13 protein-coding genes and 8 pseudogenes are annotated in these 17,775 nt (G+C 58.1%); 8 read left to right on the top strand and 13 right to left on the bottom strand.

Going from position 1 to position 17,775, the window contains the following annotated elements:
* Positions 1–87 precede the first annotated feature (87 nt).
* Positions 88–1,491: an aspartate aminotransferase family protein gene (locus tag ACMDCR_RS00615; RefSeq protein ID WP_413993789.1), complete on the bottom strand. Its 1,404-nt coding sequence runs from the start codon at positions 1,489–1,491 to the stop codon at positions 88–90.
* Between the two features lie 213 nt (positions 1,492–1,704).
* On the opposite strand from ACMDCR_RS00615, the gene ACMDCR_RS00610 reads away from it, so the two are divergent.
* Both ACMDCR_RS00610 and ACMDCR_RS00605 read left to right on the top strand, forming a co-directional pair.
* Positions 1,705–2,184, top strand: a complete 480-nt coding sequence (locus ACMDCR_RS00610; protein WP_413990684.1) for an Lrp/AsnC family transcriptional regulator — start codon at positions 1,705–1,707, stop codon at positions 2,182–2,184.
* A 90-nt stretch (positions 2,185–2,274) separates the two neighbouring features.
* Positions 2,275–2,520: pseudogene (locus ACMDCR_RS00605) on the top strand (IS630 family transposase); the annotation flags it as partial.
* Positions 2,521–2,768: 248 nt separating this feature from the next.
* Here ACMDCR_RS00605 and ACMDCR_RS00600 read toward each other — a convergent pair.
* A pseudogene (locus ACMDCR_RS00600) lies at positions 2,769–3,832 on the bottom strand (IS630 family transposase).
* A 239-nt stretch (positions 3,833–4,071) separates the two neighbouring features.
* Positions 4,072–4,536, bottom strand: a pseudogene (locus tag ACMDCR_RS00595) (recombinase family protein); the annotation flags it as partial.
* A gap of 170 nt (positions 4,537–4,706) precedes the next feature.
* Here ACMDCR_RS00595 and ACMDCR_RS00590 point away from each other — a divergent pair.
* Positions 4,707–5,767, top strand: a protein-coding gene (locus ACMDCR_RS00590; RefSeq protein WP_413990683.1) for an IS630 family transposase whose coding sequence is annotated in 2 segments (ribosomal slippage) — positions 4,707–5,199 and positions 5,199–5,767 — 1,062 coding nt in all. Because the reading frame shifts where the segments join, the coding sequence is not laid out codon by codon here.
* On the opposite strand, the gene ACMDCR_RS00585 is transcribed toward ACMDCR_RS00590, so the two are convergent.
* The 4 genes and pseudogenes from ACMDCR_RS00585 to ACMDCR_RS00570 all read right to left on the bottom strand — a co-directional run bounded on the left by ACMDCR_RS00585 (position 5,762) and on the right by ACMDCR_RS00570 (position 9,589).
* Positions 5,762–7,009 carry a reverse transcriptase domain-containing protein gene (locus tag ACMDCR_RS00585; protein WP_413990682.1) on the bottom strand — a complete coding sequence of 416 codons (1,248 nt, stop codon included), beginning with the start codon at positions 7,007–7,009 and terminating at the stop codon, positions 5,762–5,764. The genes ACMDCR_RS00590 and ACMDCR_RS00585 overlap by 6 nt on opposite strands.
* A gap of 104 nt (positions 7,010–7,113) precedes the next feature.
* Positions 7,114–7,325 (bottom strand): annotated as a pseudogene (locus tag ACMDCR_RS00580) (transposase domain-containing protein); the annotation flags it as partial.
* Positions 7,326–7,353: 28 nt separating this feature from the next.
* Positions 7,354–9,423: a recombinase family protein gene (locus ACMDCR_RS00575; RefSeq protein WP_413990681.1), complete on the bottom strand. Its 2,070-nt coding sequence runs from the start codon at positions 9,421–9,423 to the stop codon at positions 7,354–7,356.
* Positions 9,410–9,589 carry a hypothetical protein gene (locus ACMDCR_RS00570; RefSeq protein ID WP_057220201.1) on the bottom strand — a complete coding sequence of 60 codons (180 nt, stop codon included), beginning with the start codon at positions 9,587–9,589 and terminating at the stop codon, positions 9,410–9,412. Before ACMDCR_RS00570 ends, ACMDCR_RS00575 begins: the two co-directional genes overlap by 14 nt.
* 309 nt (positions 9,590–9,898) lie before the next feature.
* On the opposite strand from ACMDCR_RS00570, the pseudogene ACMDCR_RS00565 reads away from it, so the two are divergent.
* Positions 9,899–10,132: pseudogene (locus tag ACMDCR_RS00565) on the top strand (transposase domain-containing protein); the annotation flags it as partial.
* Between the two features lie 2 nt (positions 10,133–10,134).
* Positions 10,135–10,403, top strand: a pseudogene (locus ACMDCR_RS00560) (plasmid pRiA4b ORF-3 family protein); the annotation flags it as partial.
* Between the two features lie 90 nt (positions 10,404–10,493).
* Here ACMDCR_RS00560 and ACMDCR_RS00555 read toward each other — a convergent pair.
* From ACMDCR_RS00555 to ACMDCR_RS00535, 5 genes and pseudogenes are all read right to left on the bottom strand, one after another.
* A pseudogene (locus ACMDCR_RS00555) lies at positions 10,494–10,616 on the bottom strand (IS630 family transposase); the annotation flags it as partial.
* Positions 10,617–10,994: 378 nt separating this feature from the next.
* The gene (locus tag ACMDCR_RS00550; RefSeq protein WP_413990680.1) at positions 10,995–11,744 is read right to left on the bottom strand and encodes a trans-sulfuration enzyme family protein; all 750 of its coding nucleotides are present in this window, start codon (positions 11,742–11,744) and stop codon (positions 10,995–10,997) included.
* A 61-nt stretch (positions 11,745–11,805) separates the two neighbouring features.
* A protein-coding gene (locus ACMDCR_RS00545) for an IS3 family transposase (protein ID WP_413990679.1) occupies positions 11,806–12,944 on the bottom strand; the annotation gives its coding sequence in 2 pieces (ribosomal slippage) (positions 11,806–12,686 and positions 12,686–12,944; 1,140 coding nt in all).
* A gap of 32 nt (positions 12,945–12,976) precedes the next feature.
* Positions 12,977–13,402: a PLP-dependent transferase gene (locus ACMDCR_RS00540; RefSeq protein ID WP_413990678.1), complete on the bottom strand. Its 426-nt coding sequence runs from the start codon at positions 13,400–13,402 to the stop codon at positions 12,977–12,979.
* A gap of 329 nt (positions 13,403–13,731) precedes the next feature.
* On the bottom strand, positions 13,732–14,397 hold the full coding sequence (locus ACMDCR_RS00535) for a serine hydrolase domain-containing protein (protein ID WP_413990677.1): 666 nt from the start codon (positions 14,395–14,397) through the stop codon (positions 13,732–13,734).
* A gap of 68 nt (positions 14,398–14,465) precedes the next feature.
* Between ACMDCR_RS00535 and tnpA the strand changes: the two genes are divergently transcribed.
* From tnpA to tnpC, 3 genes and pseudogenes are all read left to right on the top strand, one after another.
* Positions 14,466–14,912 carry an IS66-like element accessory protein TnpA gene (gene tnpA / locus ACMDCR_RS00530; protein WP_413990676.1) on the top strand — a complete coding sequence of 149 codons (447 nt, stop codon included), beginning with the start codon at positions 14,466–14,468 and terminating at the stop codon, positions 14,910–14,912.
* Positions 14,909–15,238, top strand: a complete 330-nt coding sequence (tnpB, locus tag ACMDCR_RS00525) for an IS66 family insertion sequence element accessory protein TnpB (RefSeq protein ID WP_413990675.1) — start codon at positions 14,909–14,911, stop codon at positions 15,236–15,238. The genes tnpA and tnpB overlap by 4 nt, the downstream gene beginning before the upstream one ends.
* Before the next feature lie 64 nt (positions 15,239–15,302).
* A pseudogene (gene tnpC / locus ACMDCR_RS00520) lies at positions 15,303–16,406 on the top strand (IS66 family transposase); the annotation flags it as partial.
* Between the two features lie 77 nt (positions 16,407–16,483).
* On the opposite strand, the gene ltrA reads toward tnpC, so the two are convergent.
* Positions 16,484–17,713 (bottom strand): group II intron reverse transcriptase/maturase, encoded by a 1,230-nt coding sequence (gene ltrA, locus ACMDCR_RS00515; protein ID WP_413990674.1) that lies wholly within the window; start codon positions 17,711–17,713, stop codon positions 16,484–16,486.
* Between the last annotated feature and the right edge of the window lie 62 nt (positions 17,714–17,775).

The raw sequence follows: 17,775 nt of genomic DNA, 5'->3' as shown, positions 1-17,775 counted from the left end.
CCAAAGACCCGCGCCCAGAACCAATCACTAAAGTTAGATTTCGAATGACCATCCACGATGGGCATCGCGTCGTTCTGCGTCACTCGTTTAGATCTTCTGTCCGTCACGGACGAGTTCGTCCATCACGGAGCGCACCGCGCTTTCGGCGATGGAGACGATCTCATCGACTTCAGCCTTTGTCGTAACCAGCGGCGGAGCGAAGCCAAGAATATCGCCATGCGGCATGGCGCGAGCGATTAGTCCACGGTCGCGGGCGGCCTTGGAGATGCGCGCGCCGACCTTCAGCGACGGATCGAACCGCGTCTTGTTTTCGCGATCGCCGACGAACTCGATCGCACCCATCAGACCAACACCGCGGACTTCGCCGACGATCGGTAGCTGTGCAAACTTCTCCTTCAACTGCGCCTGAAAATGGGCGCCGACTTCCTTTGCATTACCAGGGAGATCCTCTTTCTCGACGATGTCGAGAACAGCGTTTGCCGCGGCGGCGCCGATCGGATGGCCGGAATAGGTGTAGCCGTGCGAGAAAGCACCGACCTTATCGGCCCCGTCTTCCAGCACCTTGTAGACTTTCTCGCCAACGATTGAAGCTGACAGCGGGAAATAGGCCGACGTCAGCCCTTTGGCGACCGTGATAAGGTCGGGCTCGATGCCATAATGCTGCGAACCGAACAGGGAGCCGGTGCGGCCGAACCCAGTGATGACTTCGTCAGCGATCAGCAGTACGTCATGCTTCTTAAGCACGGCCTGGATGGCTTCCCAGTAGCCTTCCGGCGGCGGCGTGATACCACCGGTACCAAGAACCGGCTCGGCAATGAAGGCACCCACATTGTCGGGGCCGAGACGCTCGATCATCTGATCCAACTCAACAGCGCGACGGGCGGAGAATTCCCGTTCGGTCTCGCCCGGATTGGCGCCCCAGTAATGATGCGGAACTCCGGTATGAACGACCTGAGGCAGCGGCAGGTCCATATGGTCATGGTAGAAGCTCATGCCGGTCATCGAACCGGAAACGACACTGCAGCCATGATAGCCGCGCTCACGCGATATGATCTTCTTCTTGTTCGGCTTGCCGCGCAGATTGTTGTAGTACCAGACGAGCTTGGCCTGGGTCTCGTTGGCGTCCGAACCGGACATGCCGTAGAACACCTTGCTCATCTTGCCCGGCGCCATCTTGACAAGGCGATCAGAAAGGATCGCGAGTTCATCGGTCGTGTGCGCCGCATACGTATGGTAATAGGCGAGACGATAGGCTTGGCGCGAAATCGCCTCCGCGACCTCAGTGCGGCCATAGCCGACATTGACGCAATAGAGACCCGCAAATCCGTCGATCAGCTGATTGCCATAGGCATCCTGGATTCGGATCCCCTTCCCCGTCTCGACGATCGTGGGCTCACCAAGCTTGCCGGTCGCAAAATCCTTCATCTGCGTGAACGGATGCAGGACAGTGCTTCTGTCCTTCTCGCTGATTGTTTGAATATCGATCGTCATTTTCATCCCTTTTCTACTTCCGCCGCTACGCTCGTACCCGTATTGGGAATCCGTGGAAATAATTGTTGCTGGCTCTGAACATCGTGAGGATTGCTGCACATTCAAACTGCCTGCAAATGCAGAATAGATTTTTGCTCGAGTCGATTGACAGCGCATATGGCAGTGAATATGCAGAATTGCTGCATATTGAGTTCAGGATTGGAGGATTACGCGATGTTTGAGCTGGATCGAGCAGATGTAGCAATACTTGACGCCGTCCAGCGAAATAACAGGCTAACTTCCGAGGAACTGGCTGCCGTGGCGCATTTGTCGCCGACAGCTTGTCAACGACGTCTAAAGCGACTTCGAGAGGAGGGCGTGATTGAATCAGACGTTTCGATAGTTTCGCCCAAAGCCGTGGGACGGCAGATAACGATGATTGTATTGGTGTCGCTTGAGCGTGAACGTGCCGATATCGTCGATCGCTTCAAGGCAGCAATCAGGCAGACCCGAGAGGTTATGATCGGCTACTATGTGACAGGTGATGCTGACTTCATGCTTGTCGTGACCGCGGATGACATGGAAGGCTATGAGCAGTTTACGCGACGATTTTTTTACGAGAATCATGACATTAAGGGATTCAAGACTATGGTTGTAATGGATCGTGTTAAGGCCAGCTTTGCCCTCCCAATTGGACTGAAGGGGGACAGCTAGAGCGCGTCCGTTTAACGAGGAATCTGAGGATTCCCTTCTACGACTTTTGCTGATCCCATTGTCTCCGATGGTGATCTGCCTAGAGGCTAAATGTCACATGCATTGAGCGATGATCTGCGCAACCGCGTTTTGGCGACGTCGCGGGATGGAATATCGGCGCGGTCGGCGGCGGCGCGGTTCGGGATCGGGTTTCGACGGCGATTGCCTGTATCGCCAGCGCGCGGCAAGGCCGGTTGACGGCCGCCCAGACAGGGACGACTTGGCGGCTCCCGCCTGGATGTCCACGAGGCTTTCACCACCGGCATGATCGAGGCGGAAAAGGATATCACGCTCCATGCGGGGGTCTCTCCTTCGGGAGGAGAAAGCCGTTGCGCCACGGCCGTCGTTGCAGCTTGCGCCATGCATCGCAGCGGTGGTCGACAATGTCATCGTAGGATTTGAAGACGCTGTTTGAGAGTCAGTTGTCGCGCTTGACCTATAATATTTATTGTAAAGTAAATTCGGCAACCTTCGGCGTTCCCCTGTTGTCATTGGGGTCGGGTAATCTAAAGCGGCTGAGCAGGGCTGGAGAACTAGTGAATTGATTACAACGTTTGGTGCCCTCTCCTTACGGCAGCGATGATCTGGTCCGGATCGGCTTTCCAGATGAATGGCTTTGGTTCCTGATGTGCTCCTTGACGAAGCGGTTGATGGCTGCCTGCAATCGACGACGGAATGAAAGATGCCGTGTTTCGAACGTCGGCGTCTCAGTTTGGCGAAGAAGCCCTCGACGGCGTTCAGCCATGAGCAGGATGTTGGAATGAAGTGGAATGTCCATCTCGGATGTCTTGCCAGCCAGGCGCGAACCTTTGGCTGCTTGTGGGTAGCGTAGTTGTCGAGAACGACGTGAACGGCCTTATCCTTCGGCAGGTCTGCCTCTATTGCGTTGAGGAAGCGGATGAACTCCTGATGCCGGAGCGCTGCATGTTGCGACCGATGACCGATCCGTCGAGAATGTTGAGAGCGGCAAACAATGTCGTCGTGCCGTGGCGCTTGTAATCATGGGTCATCGTGCCGCCGCGCCCTTTCTTCAGGGGCAGACCCGGCTGTGTCCGGTCGAGCGCCTGGATCTGGCTCTTTTCATCGACGGACAAGACAATGGCATGGGCAGGCGGCGAGACGTAAAGCCCCACCACATCATGGAGCTTTTCGGCGAAAGCCTTGTCGTTAGAGAGTTTGAAGCTGCGCCATCGATGCGGTGCCACCCCATGTTCATGCCAGATCTTGACGACGGAAGAGGCCGCAATCCCAATGGCTTTCGCCATGGCGTGCACGGTCCAGTGCGTCGCCTCCTGTCGAGGCGGCTCGAGCGTGAGGCGATGACACGTTCCACCAGTTCGTCATCAAGAGGCGCTATGCCGGGTGGTCGGCTCTTGTCGCGCAGGAGACCATCGACACCCTCGGACATGAAGCGCTCTTGCCAGCGCCAGACGCAAGGTTTGGATTTGCCGGTCGCCTCCATGATTGCAACCGTTCCCAGGCCATCGCCGCTCATCAGGATGATCTTCGCCCGCCAGACATGTTTCTGCGGAGAGCCGCCGGCGGTAACGATGGTTTCAAGCCGGACACGGTCGGCGGCGGTGACGTCAAAAATGATCCCTGTGCGCATAGGGAACCGTCGCACATTCCACCGATGTTGGGAATCTCAAGCCGGAATCTTTTGTCTCGATCAGTCCACTAGCTTTAAAATAAGCATGCGGCAAAGACAGCAGCCTGAAGGACTTTCAGATTTTTCGGCGTGATTTGCAGCCACTTTGCGGCCAGATCATCGACGGCTTTGTTGAGCTCGGCGTGCCGCTTGTGGATCGGATCGGGGACGCTTCGCGGAACTCCTGATAGCCCCATGGTGTCGAGCATGCGAGCTCTCAGCACGCCTAGTTCGAACTCGCTGATACTACCCTTCATCCCGAGCAGCAGACGGTCATTGGGCCGGCATGGATTATAGACACCGTCGTGGTCTATGACGCGGGCTTCAACAAGGCCGCAAAGTTCGAGCAGATGATGCCAATCACGTCCGTTGCGTGCGAGCCGTGATGCATCGAAGCATAGAACGGCACCAACCTTGCCGGCGCACAACAGGGCGACGAGACGATCGAAGCCGGGGCGGGCGACAGTTCCGCTGGCGGAGCGTCCGAGGTCGTCATCAATGACCTCAATGTCGCTGAACCCGCGCTGTCGCGCGACGTCAACAAGATCATACTGCCGTCGCTGGCTTTCCAGATTGGTCATGACCTGCGACTGCGTGGATTGCCGCACGTAAACGATGGCCTTGCGCGCGAGTAACGCTGCCGGCATTAAATCAGTGTTGCTCATCGTTGAGCTCCTCGACGACGAGGCCTGCGGCCTGCATCAGCAGGCAAGCCAGTGTTGATATCGCCTTCTTGCGATCCTTGTCGCTTATACCAACGAGCAATGACGCCGACTCGTGATGGGATTCCCAAATCAGAGGAATTCTGACTCATTGTGCCAAACGGAGGTTTGGCATGACGAAGGCGATATCGTTGCGGGTAGATTACGACGGAACAGCCCTCAGGAGGCTGGCGAAGAAGGCAAAGGATGCCGCCCAGGTCCGGCGGCTGTTGGCGCTGGCTTCGATTTATGATGGCGGCTCCCGGCAGTATGCATCGGAGATCGGCGGGGTGACGGTGCAGATCGTCCGCGACTGGGTCTTGCGCTTCAACGAACGCGGCCCCGCCGGGTTGATCAACACAAAAGCACCGGGCGGCCGGGCCAAGCTAAACGACGCGCAGCGCCAAGCGCTGGCGAAGATTGTCGAAAGCGGTCCGATCCCCGCCGTTCACGGCGTGGTCCGCTGGCGACGTAAGGACCTCGTGCAGTGGCTGTTCCAGGAGTTTCGGGTCTCAGTCGACGAGACGACGGTCGGGCGAGAACTCAAGACGCTCGGCTTTGCCAAGCTTTCCGCTCGCCCGCGCCATTACGCCCAGAACGAATTGGAGCGTGAGGTTTTTAAAAAGATTTCCCCGCCGCGCTGGCAGAGATCAGGGCGAAATGCCCGCCCGACACGGACATCGAAATCTGGTGGGCCGACGAAGCCAGAATAGGGCAAAAGAACAAGATCACGCGCCGCTGGGCACGCCGGGGAACCCGACCGTCGGCCCCGCACGACCAGCGCACCATGTGGGCTTATATCTTCGGCGCGATCTGCCCGAAAAAGGGCAAGGGGGCTGGCCTCGTCCTTCCCTATTGCGACACCGAGGCGATGCAGGAACATCTTGCCGAAATCAGCAACGCCGTCGATCCCGGAGCACATGCCGTGCTCATTCTCGACCAGGCGGGATGGCACGTCACGCCGAACCTGAAGGTGCCGGACAACATCACCTTGATGTTCCTGCCGCCGCGGTCGCCGGAATTGAACCCGGTCGAGAACCTCTGGCAGTTCATGAGGGACAACTGGTTGTCGAACCGCGTCTTCAAGGACTACGACGACATCGTCGATCAATGCTGCCGCGCTTGGAACAGGCTCGTCGATCAGCCGTGGAAGATCATGTCCATCGGAATGCGCGATTGGGCGCATCGGTCATGATCCGTGCACGTTGGTATAACGTACAATGATCACGTCGCCTTTGGCATCTCGAGTACGCCATTGCTGGACCCATAAATCCAATGCGTAATGCAGATAGATATTCGATAGCACCGGGCTAATTACAGAGCCCTGAGGAGTTCCTCGCGTTGATGCGACGCGACGGCCATCCTCAATCGTGCCCGCTTTCAACCATTTGTGGATCAGACGTATCAGCCGACGGTCACCAACTCGATGCGACAGGAAACGAACCATCCACTCGTGATCGATTTCATCGTAAAACGAGCGAATATCCGCGTCCAGTATCCAGTTGATCTTCCGTTTGTCGATCCCAACCCACAACGCGTCCAGCGCGTCATGCTGTCCTCTTCCTTGTCGGAACCCGTATGAGAAGCCGAGGAAGTCTTGCTCATAAATCGCGTTCAGAACCGTGGATACGGCCATCTGCACGACTTTTTCTTCCAGCGCTGCAATACCGAGGGGACGGAGTCTTCCGTCATTCTTCGGAATGTAGACCCGTCGGGACGGTTGTGCACGATATGCACCGGATTGAATCTCCTGGTGTAGTTCGTGCACACGCCCCTCGAGGGTCTTCTCATAGTCGTACCACGTCACGCCATCCACACCGCTCGCCGCCTGCTTGCGAAGCGCATGGAAGCTCTTCACCAATAGCGTCGGGGTGATGTGGTGCATCAGCGCCGTGAAACGCATCTTCGGGTTCCGCTTGGCGGCTTCCCGTACACCTTCGATCCCCATCGAAGCGTGTTTTATCCGGCTCTGTGTCCGGCACGCTGGAGTCTCTAAGGCGTTCCCTCCGATTACACCCCTTCCCTCCATTGCCTCCGCAGGATCATCTCCTTTGTTCGGCAACTTCTGCGGTACTATGGGCGTATCCGACTTCTCATCAGCGTTGACGACTGGATTGTGATCAACGACCTTCCCAGTCCCGTCCAGTCCATTTGCACTGGACACTGATGAGATCTCGCTGCTTCCGTATGAAAGACTTCCCGACATGCACAGGGTCTTCGACCGCGCGGGATCGGAGCATGGCTTGCGATTGACGCCATGCACCGTGTTGCCTTCCGCTTCGCTTAACAGCGTCGGCATCCCGAATTGATCATTTCGCGGCTCAATGGCCGGCCTGCCGGTTTCCCCTGTCAACGCTTCGACGCACACCTCGCGATGTGCCCCGCATGACTCGGGGTCAGAGTGATTCGCCACTTCTTCTCCGTATTGAACTTTCATCAACTATCTTTCATCGGCTTTGCAGCCGCACTAAGCGCGATTTTCCCCGCACATTGACGCCGGTGATTTCGACGGATCGTCTTGGCGTTGGCAACGGCATCTGGTTAGGCGGTGGCAGTCTTTGCGAAGTTGAAGGGCAACAAGTCGTCGATATCAGCATCGCCCGCACGTTGGGGCAATTCGGTAAGGAGGTAGCGCAACCACGTTAACGGCTCGACGCCGCAGGCGCGGCAGGTCAGCATGAGGCTGTAGATGATGGCGCTGGCCTTTGCTCCATCGGTGGTATCGCTAACAGCCAACTCTTTCTGCCGGTCGCCGGACCTGAGTCATTGTGCAACCCCTCTCTAAGTGTCTGTAAACATTAGAAGCGTCTCCGTGTCAGTGGTGCGACACGGGCGACCCTTTCGGGCTATCGCGGCCTGAACCGTCGCAGAAGTAAGGTCGCTGGCGCGGATTTGATACGGCGCGCCGGGAACCACCTGCTCGGCAGACAACACGTTCGTCTTGATAAGGTGGCGTATTCTGTGGTTCGTCACGCCCAAAGTCGCCGCCGCCTCTGTCATGGTAAGCCATTCGCCCTCTTTATCGGCTGATTTGTACGCGTGAATGGCACGGACCCGCCTTACGGAAGCGACACGGTGTGCGGTCCAGGTTTTTCCTTGACCCGTGGGCATACCCATTCGATTGAGCGACGCGGCGATATGTTCATCGGGCCAGCGTCCTGCCATGCTCCGCATCACTGCCAAAGCATCTTCCGTTGTGGCGCAACCGTGTTCACCGCTCTGAGGCTTGCGCACTCTCAGTTCCGAGTGCTGACCGCCTTTCCAGTGGATTGTCAGCACCACGTCGCGCACTTCATCCTCAACATCGACAACAATGTCGGCGATCAATGTACGCAGCAGTTGCTGGCGCACGCGCATGGTGACATCCGGCGACTCCCAGGCCGCCTGCAGATTGTCGGCGAGGTTTGCGAAAGTGCCTGTGTCAACTTCGATGGTTGAAGGACTATCTGCAGGCTTGCGCACTTCCAGATCACGGACGCGGCGTAGCGCCGTTTCCCAATTCTTCTCAAGCTGTGCAGCAATCAGGCGGTTGTCTGGATCGCATGCCGCATAGCGGCGCTCGGCGAGGCTTGCCTCGTAGCGGGCCTGCCGCAGTTCCAGATCGTGAATGTGGCGCTGTTCTTCCTGTCGCTCCCGGTGCATCCGCTCTGCTTCAAAAGTCGCCTCGATCGCTAGTGGTTCTACCGCGCGCAACAACTCGCGCGCAACCGCCGCATCGACCTTCGAGCCGCCGAACGTCATGCAACGGGGCAAGCCCATCATCAGGTTCTGTTTATAGCAGCGATAGACAGGATTTTGTGGATTTCCCGTATAGGCAACACTCAGTCGCCGTCCACACCGTCCGCAAGTCAGGAGACCCGACAACAACGATTTGCCGCCGCGGCCCGATTTGGTTCCGCCCGAACGGCCATAATTGTTGAGTGCCAATTGCTGTTGGTTGCGCTCGTACTCTTCCCAACTGATGTAACCTTCGTGATGGTCCCGGATCATCACTTCCCAGGTGCCGGCCGGCTTGCCGTGCCCGTAGCTGCGCCGCGCCCTCCCATCGACGATGGCTGTCCGCTTCTCGCTCTTTCCATAGACGTAGACGCCGGCATAGAAAGGGTTCTTCAGGATGCCGATGACATTCCGGTAACGGACTGGCGTCCAGACAAAGCTGGTCATGCGACCTTCGTCCGACGGCCGCGGGAAGTGGATATTGTCCCGTGTCATCGACAATAGCACCTGGCGTGCGCTTCCAAGCTCACGGAAGCGTGCGAAGATGGACCGGATCACGTCCTGCAGCCGCAAATCCGGATCAAGCCCGAGCCCCGCCTCTCGATGCCAAATGTACCCGAACGGAACGGAAAGTCGCAGTTCGCCACGGCGCGCCTTCGATCTGGCGGCATCGAGCATCCGGGCTCTCAGCACGCCTAGTTCGAACTCGCTGATACTGCCCTTCATTCCCAGCAGCAGCCGATCGTTGGGTCGACACGGATTGTAGACGCCGTCATGGTCAATGACGCGGGCTTCGACCAGGCCGCATAGTTCGAGCAGGTGATGCCAGTCCCGACCGTTGCGCGCAAGCCGTGAAGCATCGAAGCATAAAACGGCACCAACTTGGCCAGCGCATAAAAGGGCGACAAGACGGTCGAAACCAGGGCGCGCGACAGTTCCGCTGGCAGAGCGCCCGAGGTCGTCGTCGATGGTCTCGATGTCGCTGAAGCCGTGTTGTCGCGCAACGTCAACAAGATCATACTGCCGTCGCTGGCTTTCCAGATTTGTCATGACCTGCGATTGCGAGGACTGCCGTACGGAGACGATGGCTTTGCGCGCGAGCAGCGCTGTCGGAATCAAATCAGTGTTGCTCATCGTTGAGCTCCTCGACGACGAGGCCTGCGGCCTGCATCAGCAGGCAAGCCAGCGTTGAAATCGCCTTCTTGCGGTCCTTGTCGCTCAGTCCGTCGAGCATCCGGGTTTTGAATATCAGGTCGAGCTGCCGGCCCGACGCCGGCACCAGCGTATTGCGGGATCTCATCATGGTCCTCCTGAGTGATTCTACGTCCACTTCGGAAGGGTGCCGCTTTGGTGCCGCCAGAGACCAGCCTGTTCAATTCGATTAGCGTCGCAAGATCGACGCGTGGCGTTCCCATGGTCATGCCGCGGCAGACCAAGGGATCGATCATCCACCCTGAGATCACGATGACGACACCTGTCGGCCCCAGAACCTTCAAAAACCGGCCTGTCGCTCGTTCTTCAACACAGCGAATGGAAACCCTCTGGCCAAAATAAGGATGCCAGCGATAAAGAACCTCAACTTCATCGCCGACATGGGCAGAATGAATGGGGCATTGCGCTGGGCAGGAAATCCTGGTTGTTCGCCGGATCGGACCGGGGTGGCCAGCGCGCCGCCGCCATGTACAGCTTGATTGTCTCGGCCAAGATGAATGACGTCGATCCGCAAGCCTGGCTCGCCGACGTGCTTCACCGCATCGCAAGTTATCCGGCGCATCGGATCTATGAGCTCTTGCCCTGGAATTGGAAGAACGCGTCGCCGGCGGCGCACAAGCTGGCGGCCTAAAGATGCCGGCTTCTCTGGTCCGCCTGAAGGTCACCCTCGGCCACGTCGAACCGACGGTGATGCGGCGCGTTGTGGTGCCGTTCCGCATCAAGCTCCATCGCCTTCATGAGGTGCTGCAGGCGGCGATGGGCTGGACCAACAGCCACCTCTACGAATTCCGAACCCGTGACGTCGGCTTTGGCCTGGCTGATCAGGACTGGGAGATGGCCCGCTCGATGCGCGCAAGATCTCGCTGCTGGCGGCAATCGAAGATATCGGCGCGAAGTCGTTCAAGTACCTTTACGACTTCGGCGACGGCTGGACGCACAGCATCAAGATCGAGCGCACGTTCCCCGTCATCGGCCTTGCGGAGCCAATGCACCGACGGCCGTCTCCAACCTTGCGGCGGCCGGGACGTCGGCTCGCCGTTTTTCGCCCTTGCGATCCACCGGATGGCCGTCGAAATTCCAACCCCGAAACGCGCTGATGCCTGCCGTGCAGACATGCCCTTCGCAGACGCTTTCAATACGCGTCATCGAAGATCATCGCTCAGTGCCCGTGCCAACATCCACCTCTTCGTTGTGGATGTTGAATCAGCTTCAGCTAGCCCCGTCACATCACAATCGATTCATCGATCACAGGATCTGCTCTAGTGAAGAACTTCTGTCTGCCGACCACCTCTCGGTCAAGGGCACGCTCAACGACCTCAATGCTCAGCTCCGGCGTTGGTTGGATACGGTGGCAAACGCTCGCAAGCCTGCTCCGAAATTCCGGGCGCTAGGTCTTCTATAATGATCGCGACAATCCACAACGCCGTGCCGTTACCGAACCCTGCCGATATCCTAGCAATGGACGCGCCTGTTTCAGATAGCCGCTCGGACTGTTAGCCACGCAAAGCTTGGTCCAAATCAGAGATAATATCGGCCGAGGACTCCAGTCCAATCGACAATCTGAATAAACCCTCACCCGCCCATTTTTTGTATTCTTCCAGTTTTTCGCCCTGCAGACCCCACGTTGAGTTGTTGAGCTCATCCGTGCTCAGCATGCAGACGATGCTGCGCTGGTGGCCTAGCGATACCGCGTAGTGGACGACTTGCAACCGCTTCGCTAATTGTGAGCACATGTTCTCTGGCTCATCAGTTTGAAATGTGATCATTCCCCCAAAAACATCCATCTGCCGTTTGGCAAGTTCGTGTTGTGGATGAGACTCCAGGCCTGGATAGACGACCTTAGTCACCTTTGGGTGCTGCGAAAGGAAATTCGCTACTTCGAGCGCCGTGCGCGACATAGCATTCACGCGGGGAAACAAGGTATCGATACCGCGCATGATGAGCCATGCATTGGTCGCCGACATAGCCGCTCCCAAATAAACGCCACCTTGTTTACGGATCTCCTCGATCAAGTTTTTGCTCCCAGAGACGCTGCCACCAAGTGCATCACCGTGGCCATTCATGTACTTTGTCAGCGAGTGCACTACGAGGTCGGCGCCGAGTAGAATAGGACGAGTGGCGACAGGCGTAGCCATTGTAGAGTCGACCACCAAAATAATATCACGGCTGCGAGCGATTTCCGCTACAGCAGCGAGATCAGTAAGGCGCAAGATTGGGTTCGCAGGATTCTCGGTGAGGATCAAAGAGGTGGCTCGGTTTGTCTGAACAGTTCCGGGCGTTTTTCTAAGTGGATTTCCGCCTCGATTATGCCGCCACCATCATTGGTGCGAGCGCGTTGAAGTAGGCCTGATCCGGCGTCTGCCGGTCAAGGGATGAATGTGGGCGTCGGCTGTTGTAAAAAGTCAGATATCGGCCAATGCCGACACGGGCCTCGGACACGGTCTTATAGGCGTGGAGGTAGACCTCTTCGTATTTGATCGACCTCCAGAGCCGCTCGACGAAGACGTTGTCCCGCCACGCACCCTTGCCGTCCATCGATATGGCAATCTCAGCCTTCTTCAACACGGTGGTGAAGTCGATGGAGGTGAACTGCGATCCTTGATCGGTATTGAATATGTCGGGCTTGCCATGACGGGCAAGCGCCTCCTCCACCGCTTCGATGCAGAAGTCCGCCTCCATCGTGATCGATAGCCGCCACGACAGAACCCTTCGGCTGAACCAGTCGACAACGGCGCAGAGGTAGACAAAGCCACGCGCCATCGGGATGTAAGTCAGGTCCATGGCCCAGACTTGGTTGGGCCTTGTGACCGCCAGCTTCCTGAGCAGATACGGATAGACCTTGTGACCAGGTGCCGGTTTAGACGTGTTGGGACGACGGTAAATCGCCTCAATGCCCATCTTCTTCATCAGCGTGGCGACGTGCAGCCGCCCAGTCTCCAGCCCTTCTCCCCTCAAAAGCCCCTGCAACATCCGGCTTCCGGCAAACGGGTATTCGAGATGCAGTTCGTCGATCCGGCGCATCAGGGCCAGATCGCCGTCTGACACAGGACGCGGCGAATAATAGAGGCTGCCACGACTGAAGCCGAGCAGCTTCGCCTGGCGGGCAACGGACAGCTTGTGCTCGCGGTTGATCATTTCTTTCCGCTCAGCAGTCCGGCCTTGCCGAGCGCACCGGATAAAAAATCATTCTCTAACGTCAGCTCCCCAATCTTGGCGTGCAGCGTTTTGACATCGACGGTTGGCCCCGCCGGCTCCGTCTTCCCTTCATCGCCGAAAACGCCTGTCGCCCCCTCAAGGAGCTGGTCTTTCCATTGTTTGATCTGGTTGGCATGCACGTCAAACTGCTGGGATAATTCCACCAGCGTCTGCTCGCCTCGGATGGCGGCGAGCGCCACCTTTGCCTTGAAAGCCGGGCTATGGTTCCGGCGCGGTCGTCTCGTCATGGTTTCTCCTGTTCCCGGCATCTAAGCCGAAGTCAGGCAGAAATTCCACTTATCCTAGCTGTGCAGATTTCCCGAGCCAGCTCTATATCGCTTACAATGATATGGTCGCCGCTTTTCAGCAAGCCGAAGTAAGTAGCCGCAATCGCTGCAATACCGGTCGCGGTCGCAACAGAATCGTCTGTTCCTTCAAGGGCTGCCACTCTTTGTTCAAGTTGTCTTACCGTCGGATTGGTCCAGCGGGAGTACAAATATGGCAGTGCGGTCAGATCATCGTTTGCGCTTGCGGAGAAGTTACCTTCGCCGGGGGTCACAAGATGATTTACGGACATGGAGATATTCGGCGCAATGGATCGAGTGTGGGGATCGATTTCTAGACCCGCGTTGAGCGAGAGCGTTTCTAAGCCGTACTTCCTATTGCTCTGATTGGTGGTAACGGTTGGATTTGCTGTATTCGCCATGTCGTTTCCTTTCGAGATTTGGTGCTGGGGGCGAACCTACAAAATTTCTGTGAGCGTTTTCCGCAAAGTTCGACCGTTAGTCGCGGTGTGGCCGCGCGAAAAGAGCGATAATGGGGCAATTGACGCGTTGTCCCTCGGCCATCTGGACCTCCTGTCTGGAGGATGGGTTTGCAATACCCTCATCCTTTCAGCCAGGAGGCTCCTCTCAAAGCCAACCGCAATTCCCGCAGGCTCAATCCCTCCCAATTGTGTTTTCGAAGGACCTGCTCTAGCCTTGTCAAGGCAAAGCACGCAGAGGCCGACGGAGGTTCCTGCAACGGCAATACTGGCTACCCTCGTAACATTTGCCCCAGTGCCAGCATCTGTGGCACGCTCAAGACGTCGTTGTAGCGGGCAGGTGCCAAAGGATGCGACGCGAATCGCGCGACTACCATGTCAGCTTTCGGCGCGATATGTATGCGCTGACCGTATAAACCTCTTGCTTCGATTGCGCCTAATTCATTGTGAGTTATCCACCACATGCTCCGGTAGGTGTAACCACCTGAGAGCTTCGCCGGATGGTCGCAATTGTAAAGGTCATCCACTGCAAAGGCGGGGATCAGCTGCTTTCCATTCCAATCGCCTTGACGACGGATCAGTTCGCCGAAGCGGGCGAGGTCGCGCAAGGTTGCGCTCAGGCCACCCCCAGCCAAAGGCGTACCAGTTGGGTCCACGATAACGTACCCATCCTCTTCGCACCCGAGCGGCGCCCATAGGCGCTCTTGCAGCAGTCGGGCAAAGGAGTGGCCAGTAACGCGAGCCATTACCCACGCCATCACATCTGTATTGATGCTTTTATAAGCAAATTCCACACCGTGTTTGCCTTGCTTGCCAACGGTCTGTAGATAGTCATACGCTGTCCGCGGCCCCTTATAGTCAAAGGGGCGTGGCCGTCGGCCGCTAGCTATTCTATACGCCCAAGCGTCGCTTGAGCGTATGCGCCGCCTACATCCCATTGATTCCGTGTGTTTCTGAGCATTGAGGCATCTGCCACAAGGTTTTCGGCAAGAGCTGGAGATTTGGCATGGCAGATGGTGAGGGATTTGTTGGGCGCTGTGAAATTGTCGAGCCTCGTCGTGGAAACCGGCGATGGCCCAATGCTGTGAAGGCGCGGATTGTTGCGGAGAGCCTTCAGCCTGGAGTTCGGGTCGCTGACGTTGCGCGTCGTCATGCTCTCGTTGCGCATCAGCTTTCTTGCTGGCGACGACAAGCACGTCAGGGTCTTCTGGCGCTGCCTGCCGAACTAATGCCAGCCATTGAGGACGGGTCTATCGAACCTGCCTTTGTGCCGCTGGCGATCGCAACGGAACCGAAGGAGGCTGCCGATGCATCGCCGGTTCCGGAGCTGGTCGAGATCACTTCAGGGATTATGATAGTAGAAATAGGCGACGACCTGGTGGTGAGGGTTCCCGGCGATGTGCCGGTTGATCGGGTTGCGGCCTTGGTGCGAGCGATGCGAGGGACAGCATGATCGTCGCGGGCCAACGCTTACCGATCCTGATCGCGACGCGGCCGGTGGACTTCCGCTGTGGCCATCAGGCGCTGGCATTGATGGTGCAGACCGAATTGAAGCTTGATCCGCATTCCGGGGTCACCGTGGTCTTCCGGTCGAAGCGCGGGGATCGTTTGAAAATCCTGGTATGGGATGGCACCGGAATGGTGCGAAGCTTTGCATGGCCGAAGGTGCAGGATGGAACGATGCGTCTTTCGCGGGCTCAATACGAAGCGTTGTTCGAAGGGCTCGATTGGCGACGGGTTATGGCGCAGCGGGTGACAGCGCCGACTGCGGCAGGATGACTCACCTGTTCGGTTTTGGCATTGTTTTATTGGGCTTTTCTGCTTCGATTTGCTATGAAGCTGCATGTCGCAGCCCATCGATCTCAGCCAGTTCCCGGACCTTCCCGTCGAGGTATTGAACGCCTTTGCGGCGGTGCAGTTCGAGCTGTCGGTGGAGCGTGCGGCACGTCAGCATGAGCAGGCGGTGGTGGCCGAAAAGGACGCCTTCATCACCGAGCTGAAGGAACTGATCGAGAGGCTTGAGGGCCAGGTTCAGGACTACCGCCGCACGAAGTTCGGGCCGAAATCGGAAAAGCTGGATCCGACGCAGATGGAACTGGCGCTGGAGGACCTGGAGACGGCCATTGCCGAAACACAGGCAAAGATCGCCGTCGTCGAGGAAAAGATCGCGGCGAGCGGACCCGATATCGGCAAGGACGTCCCTCGCAAACAGCGTAAGACGCGCGCGCTGCCGCAGGGCCTGCCGCGGGTCGAGCGGGTGATCGAGCCCGACAGCATTGCTTGCCCCTGTGGTTGCGGCAAAATGGTTCGGATCGGCGAAGATCGGACGGAACGGCTCGATCAAATTCCGGCGTGCTACCAGGTGATCGTCACGATCCGCCCGAAATACGCTTGTCCCAAGGGCCGCACGGGCGTGGTTCAGGCCAGAGCGCCGGCGCATTTGCTGGAAGGTAGCTGGCCGACCGAAGCCCTGTTGGCCCAGGTCGCCGTGTCGAAGCATTCCGAACATATGCCGCTCAACCGTCAGGCGACAGTCATGGCCCGGCACGGAGTGCCGATCGACCGCACCGTCCTGGCAGATTGGATGGGCAGGACGGGTGCTGCGATCGCGCCGGTGGTAGACCACATGGCCATGATCCTGAAACAGGGCAGCTCAAGACTCTATGTCGACGAGACCACGGCCCCGGTGTTGGATCCGGGAGGCGGCAAGACCAAAACTGGCTATCTCTGGGCGGTTCTGCGCGACGATCGCGGCTGGAACGGCTCTGCGCCGACTGGTGTGGTCTTCCACTACCGGCCTGGGCGTAAAGGCGAATATGCCGCAGAAATCCTCGACGGCTTCGACGGCACGATCCAAGTCGATGCCTATGGTGGCTACTCGCACCTCGCCACGCCGGACCGCACAGGCGGCGATCCGTTGAAGCTGGCCTTCTGCCGAGTAGGCGGGGTCGTTACCGAGCCCCGCCCCTCACAGATCCGGACGTGCAGATTTCCCGCATCCGGTTCCTCACAGCCCAGTTTCGCTCAGGGACGGCTCCACTGATGTACGATCCGGGTTGGAGGCAGGGGAAACCGGTCAAGGACCTGCGCCATCCGGTTCCAGTTCGGCTTTCCGGATCGGCTGCGGCGCGAGAGCCCGCTTTTCCAGATGCGCTCGACCTGATGGTGATACCACCTCAGACGCCGTCCGTTGCCCGTGATCCCGTAGTAGGCGTAGTGGCCTTGCATCATCCGGGTCAGGTGTCGGTGCTGAACCGTGAGCGACAGGTGCAGGTGCTTGATGCACCACTCCCTGGCTGCCCGTAAGGCCCGCGCAAACCGGTCCTTGGCCGTGACCTGCCGCACCACCGGCTTCCCCTTCCTCGACTGGCCCCAGACATGGGTGAAGCCAAGAAAGTTGAAACTGGTGGCACTCGTTGCCGGATGCCGCCCATAAGGGCGCCGGAAACGGAAGTCCACATAGCGCGTCTTGTCGGGATGGAGCCGAAGCCCATACCGCTCGAAGCGCTTGCCCAGCACGGCCAGCATGCGCCGACCGTCCAGGTGATCCTCGAAGCTCATGACGAAGTCGTCAGCGTACCGCACCATCTGGCACCTCCGCTTTAGGCGAGGCTTTGCCACCTCCTCGAACCACCTGTCCAGCACATGGTGCAGGAAGATGTTCGCAAGAAGTGGACTGATCACCCCGCCTTGTGGAGTTCCAGCTACCGATCGGCTCAGGGTGCCTTGGTCCAGCACCCCCGCGTTCAACCACTTGTCAATCATGCGTCTGATGACGCCGTCTCTGATCCTCAGGTCGAGGAAGCTGCGCAGATGCCCGTGATCGATGCTGTCGAAATACTTCGAGATATCCGCGTCGATCACCCATCGCTGACCGGTGTCCATGATGCCATCGCGCAATGTGCGGATGGCGTCATGCGCCGACCGTTCCGGCCGGAACCCGAACGAGCAGTCCAGAAAGTCCTCCTCGTAGATCGGTTCCAGCAGCATCACGATTGCCCGTTGCGCCACCTTATCCTCGACGGTCGGGATGCCCAGAGGTCGCCGGGACCCATCGGCCTTGGGGATGTAGTGGCGCCGCACCGGGGGTGCGCGGTAGCTGCCCGACATCATCCGGATCCGGAGGCTTTCAAGATTCGCCCCGAGATCCTTCTCATAGTCGTCAGCCGTGCGACCGTCGATGCCCGCCGCGCCATCCTTGCGCGTCAGAGCCCACGCCTCGAACATCCAGTCGAGATCAATCAGATGGTGCAAGGATGTGAACACCCGCTCCGGGTGCTCCCTCGCCTGTTCGGCTATCCACTGCCGTTTCGTGT

The sequence above is a fragment of the Labrys okinawensis genome (assembly GCF_047345005.1).
GTDB classification, from domain to species: domain Bacteria; phylum Pseudomonadota; class Alphaproteobacteria; order Rhizobiales; family Labraceae; genus Labrys; species Labrys okinawensis.
This window is presented reverse-complemented; position numbering and strand designations above follow the sequence as displayed.

What these genes read in the sequence shown, in the direction of transcription:
- ACMDCR_RS00610 (WP_413990684.1), top strand. Translation starts at nt 1,705, where the DNA reads ATGTTTGAGCTGGATCGAGCAGATGTAGCAATACTTGACGCCGTCCAG.
- ACMDCR_RS00585 (WP_413990682.1), bottom strand. Translation starts at nt 7,009, where the DNA reads ATGAAAGTTCAATACGGAGAAGAAGTGGCGAATCACTCTGACCCCGAG.
- ACMDCR_RS00540 (WP_413990678.1), bottom strand. Translation starts at nt 13,402, where the DNA reads ATGGCGAATACAGCAAATCCAACCGTTACCACCAATCAGAGCAATAGG.
- tnpA (WP_413990676.1), top strand. Translation starts at nt 14,466, where the DNA reads ATGGCAGATGGTGAGGGATTTGTTGGGCGCTGTGAAATTGTCGAGCCT.
- ACMDCR_RS00570 (WP_057220201.1), bottom strand. Translation starts at nt 9,589, where the DNA reads ATGAGATCCCGCAATACGCTGGTGCCGGCGTCGGGCCGGCAGCTCGAC.
- tnpB (WP_413990675.1), top strand. Translation starts at nt 14,909, where the DNA reads ATGATCGTCGCGGGCCAACGCTTACCGATCCTGATCGCGACGCGGCCG.
- ACMDCR_RS00615 (WP_413993789.1), bottom strand. Translation starts at nt 1,491, where the DNA reads ATGACGATCGATATTCAAACAATCAGCGAGAAGGACAGAAGCACTGTC.
- ACMDCR_RS00535 (WP_413990677.1), bottom strand. Translation starts at nt 14,397, where the DNA reads ATGGGATGTAGGCGGCGCATACGCTCAAGCGACGCTTGGGCGTATAGA.
- ACMDCR_RS00575 (WP_413990681.1), bottom strand. Translation starts at nt 9,423, where the DNA reads ATGAGCAACACTGATTTGATTCCGACAGCGCTGCTCGCGCGCAAAGCC.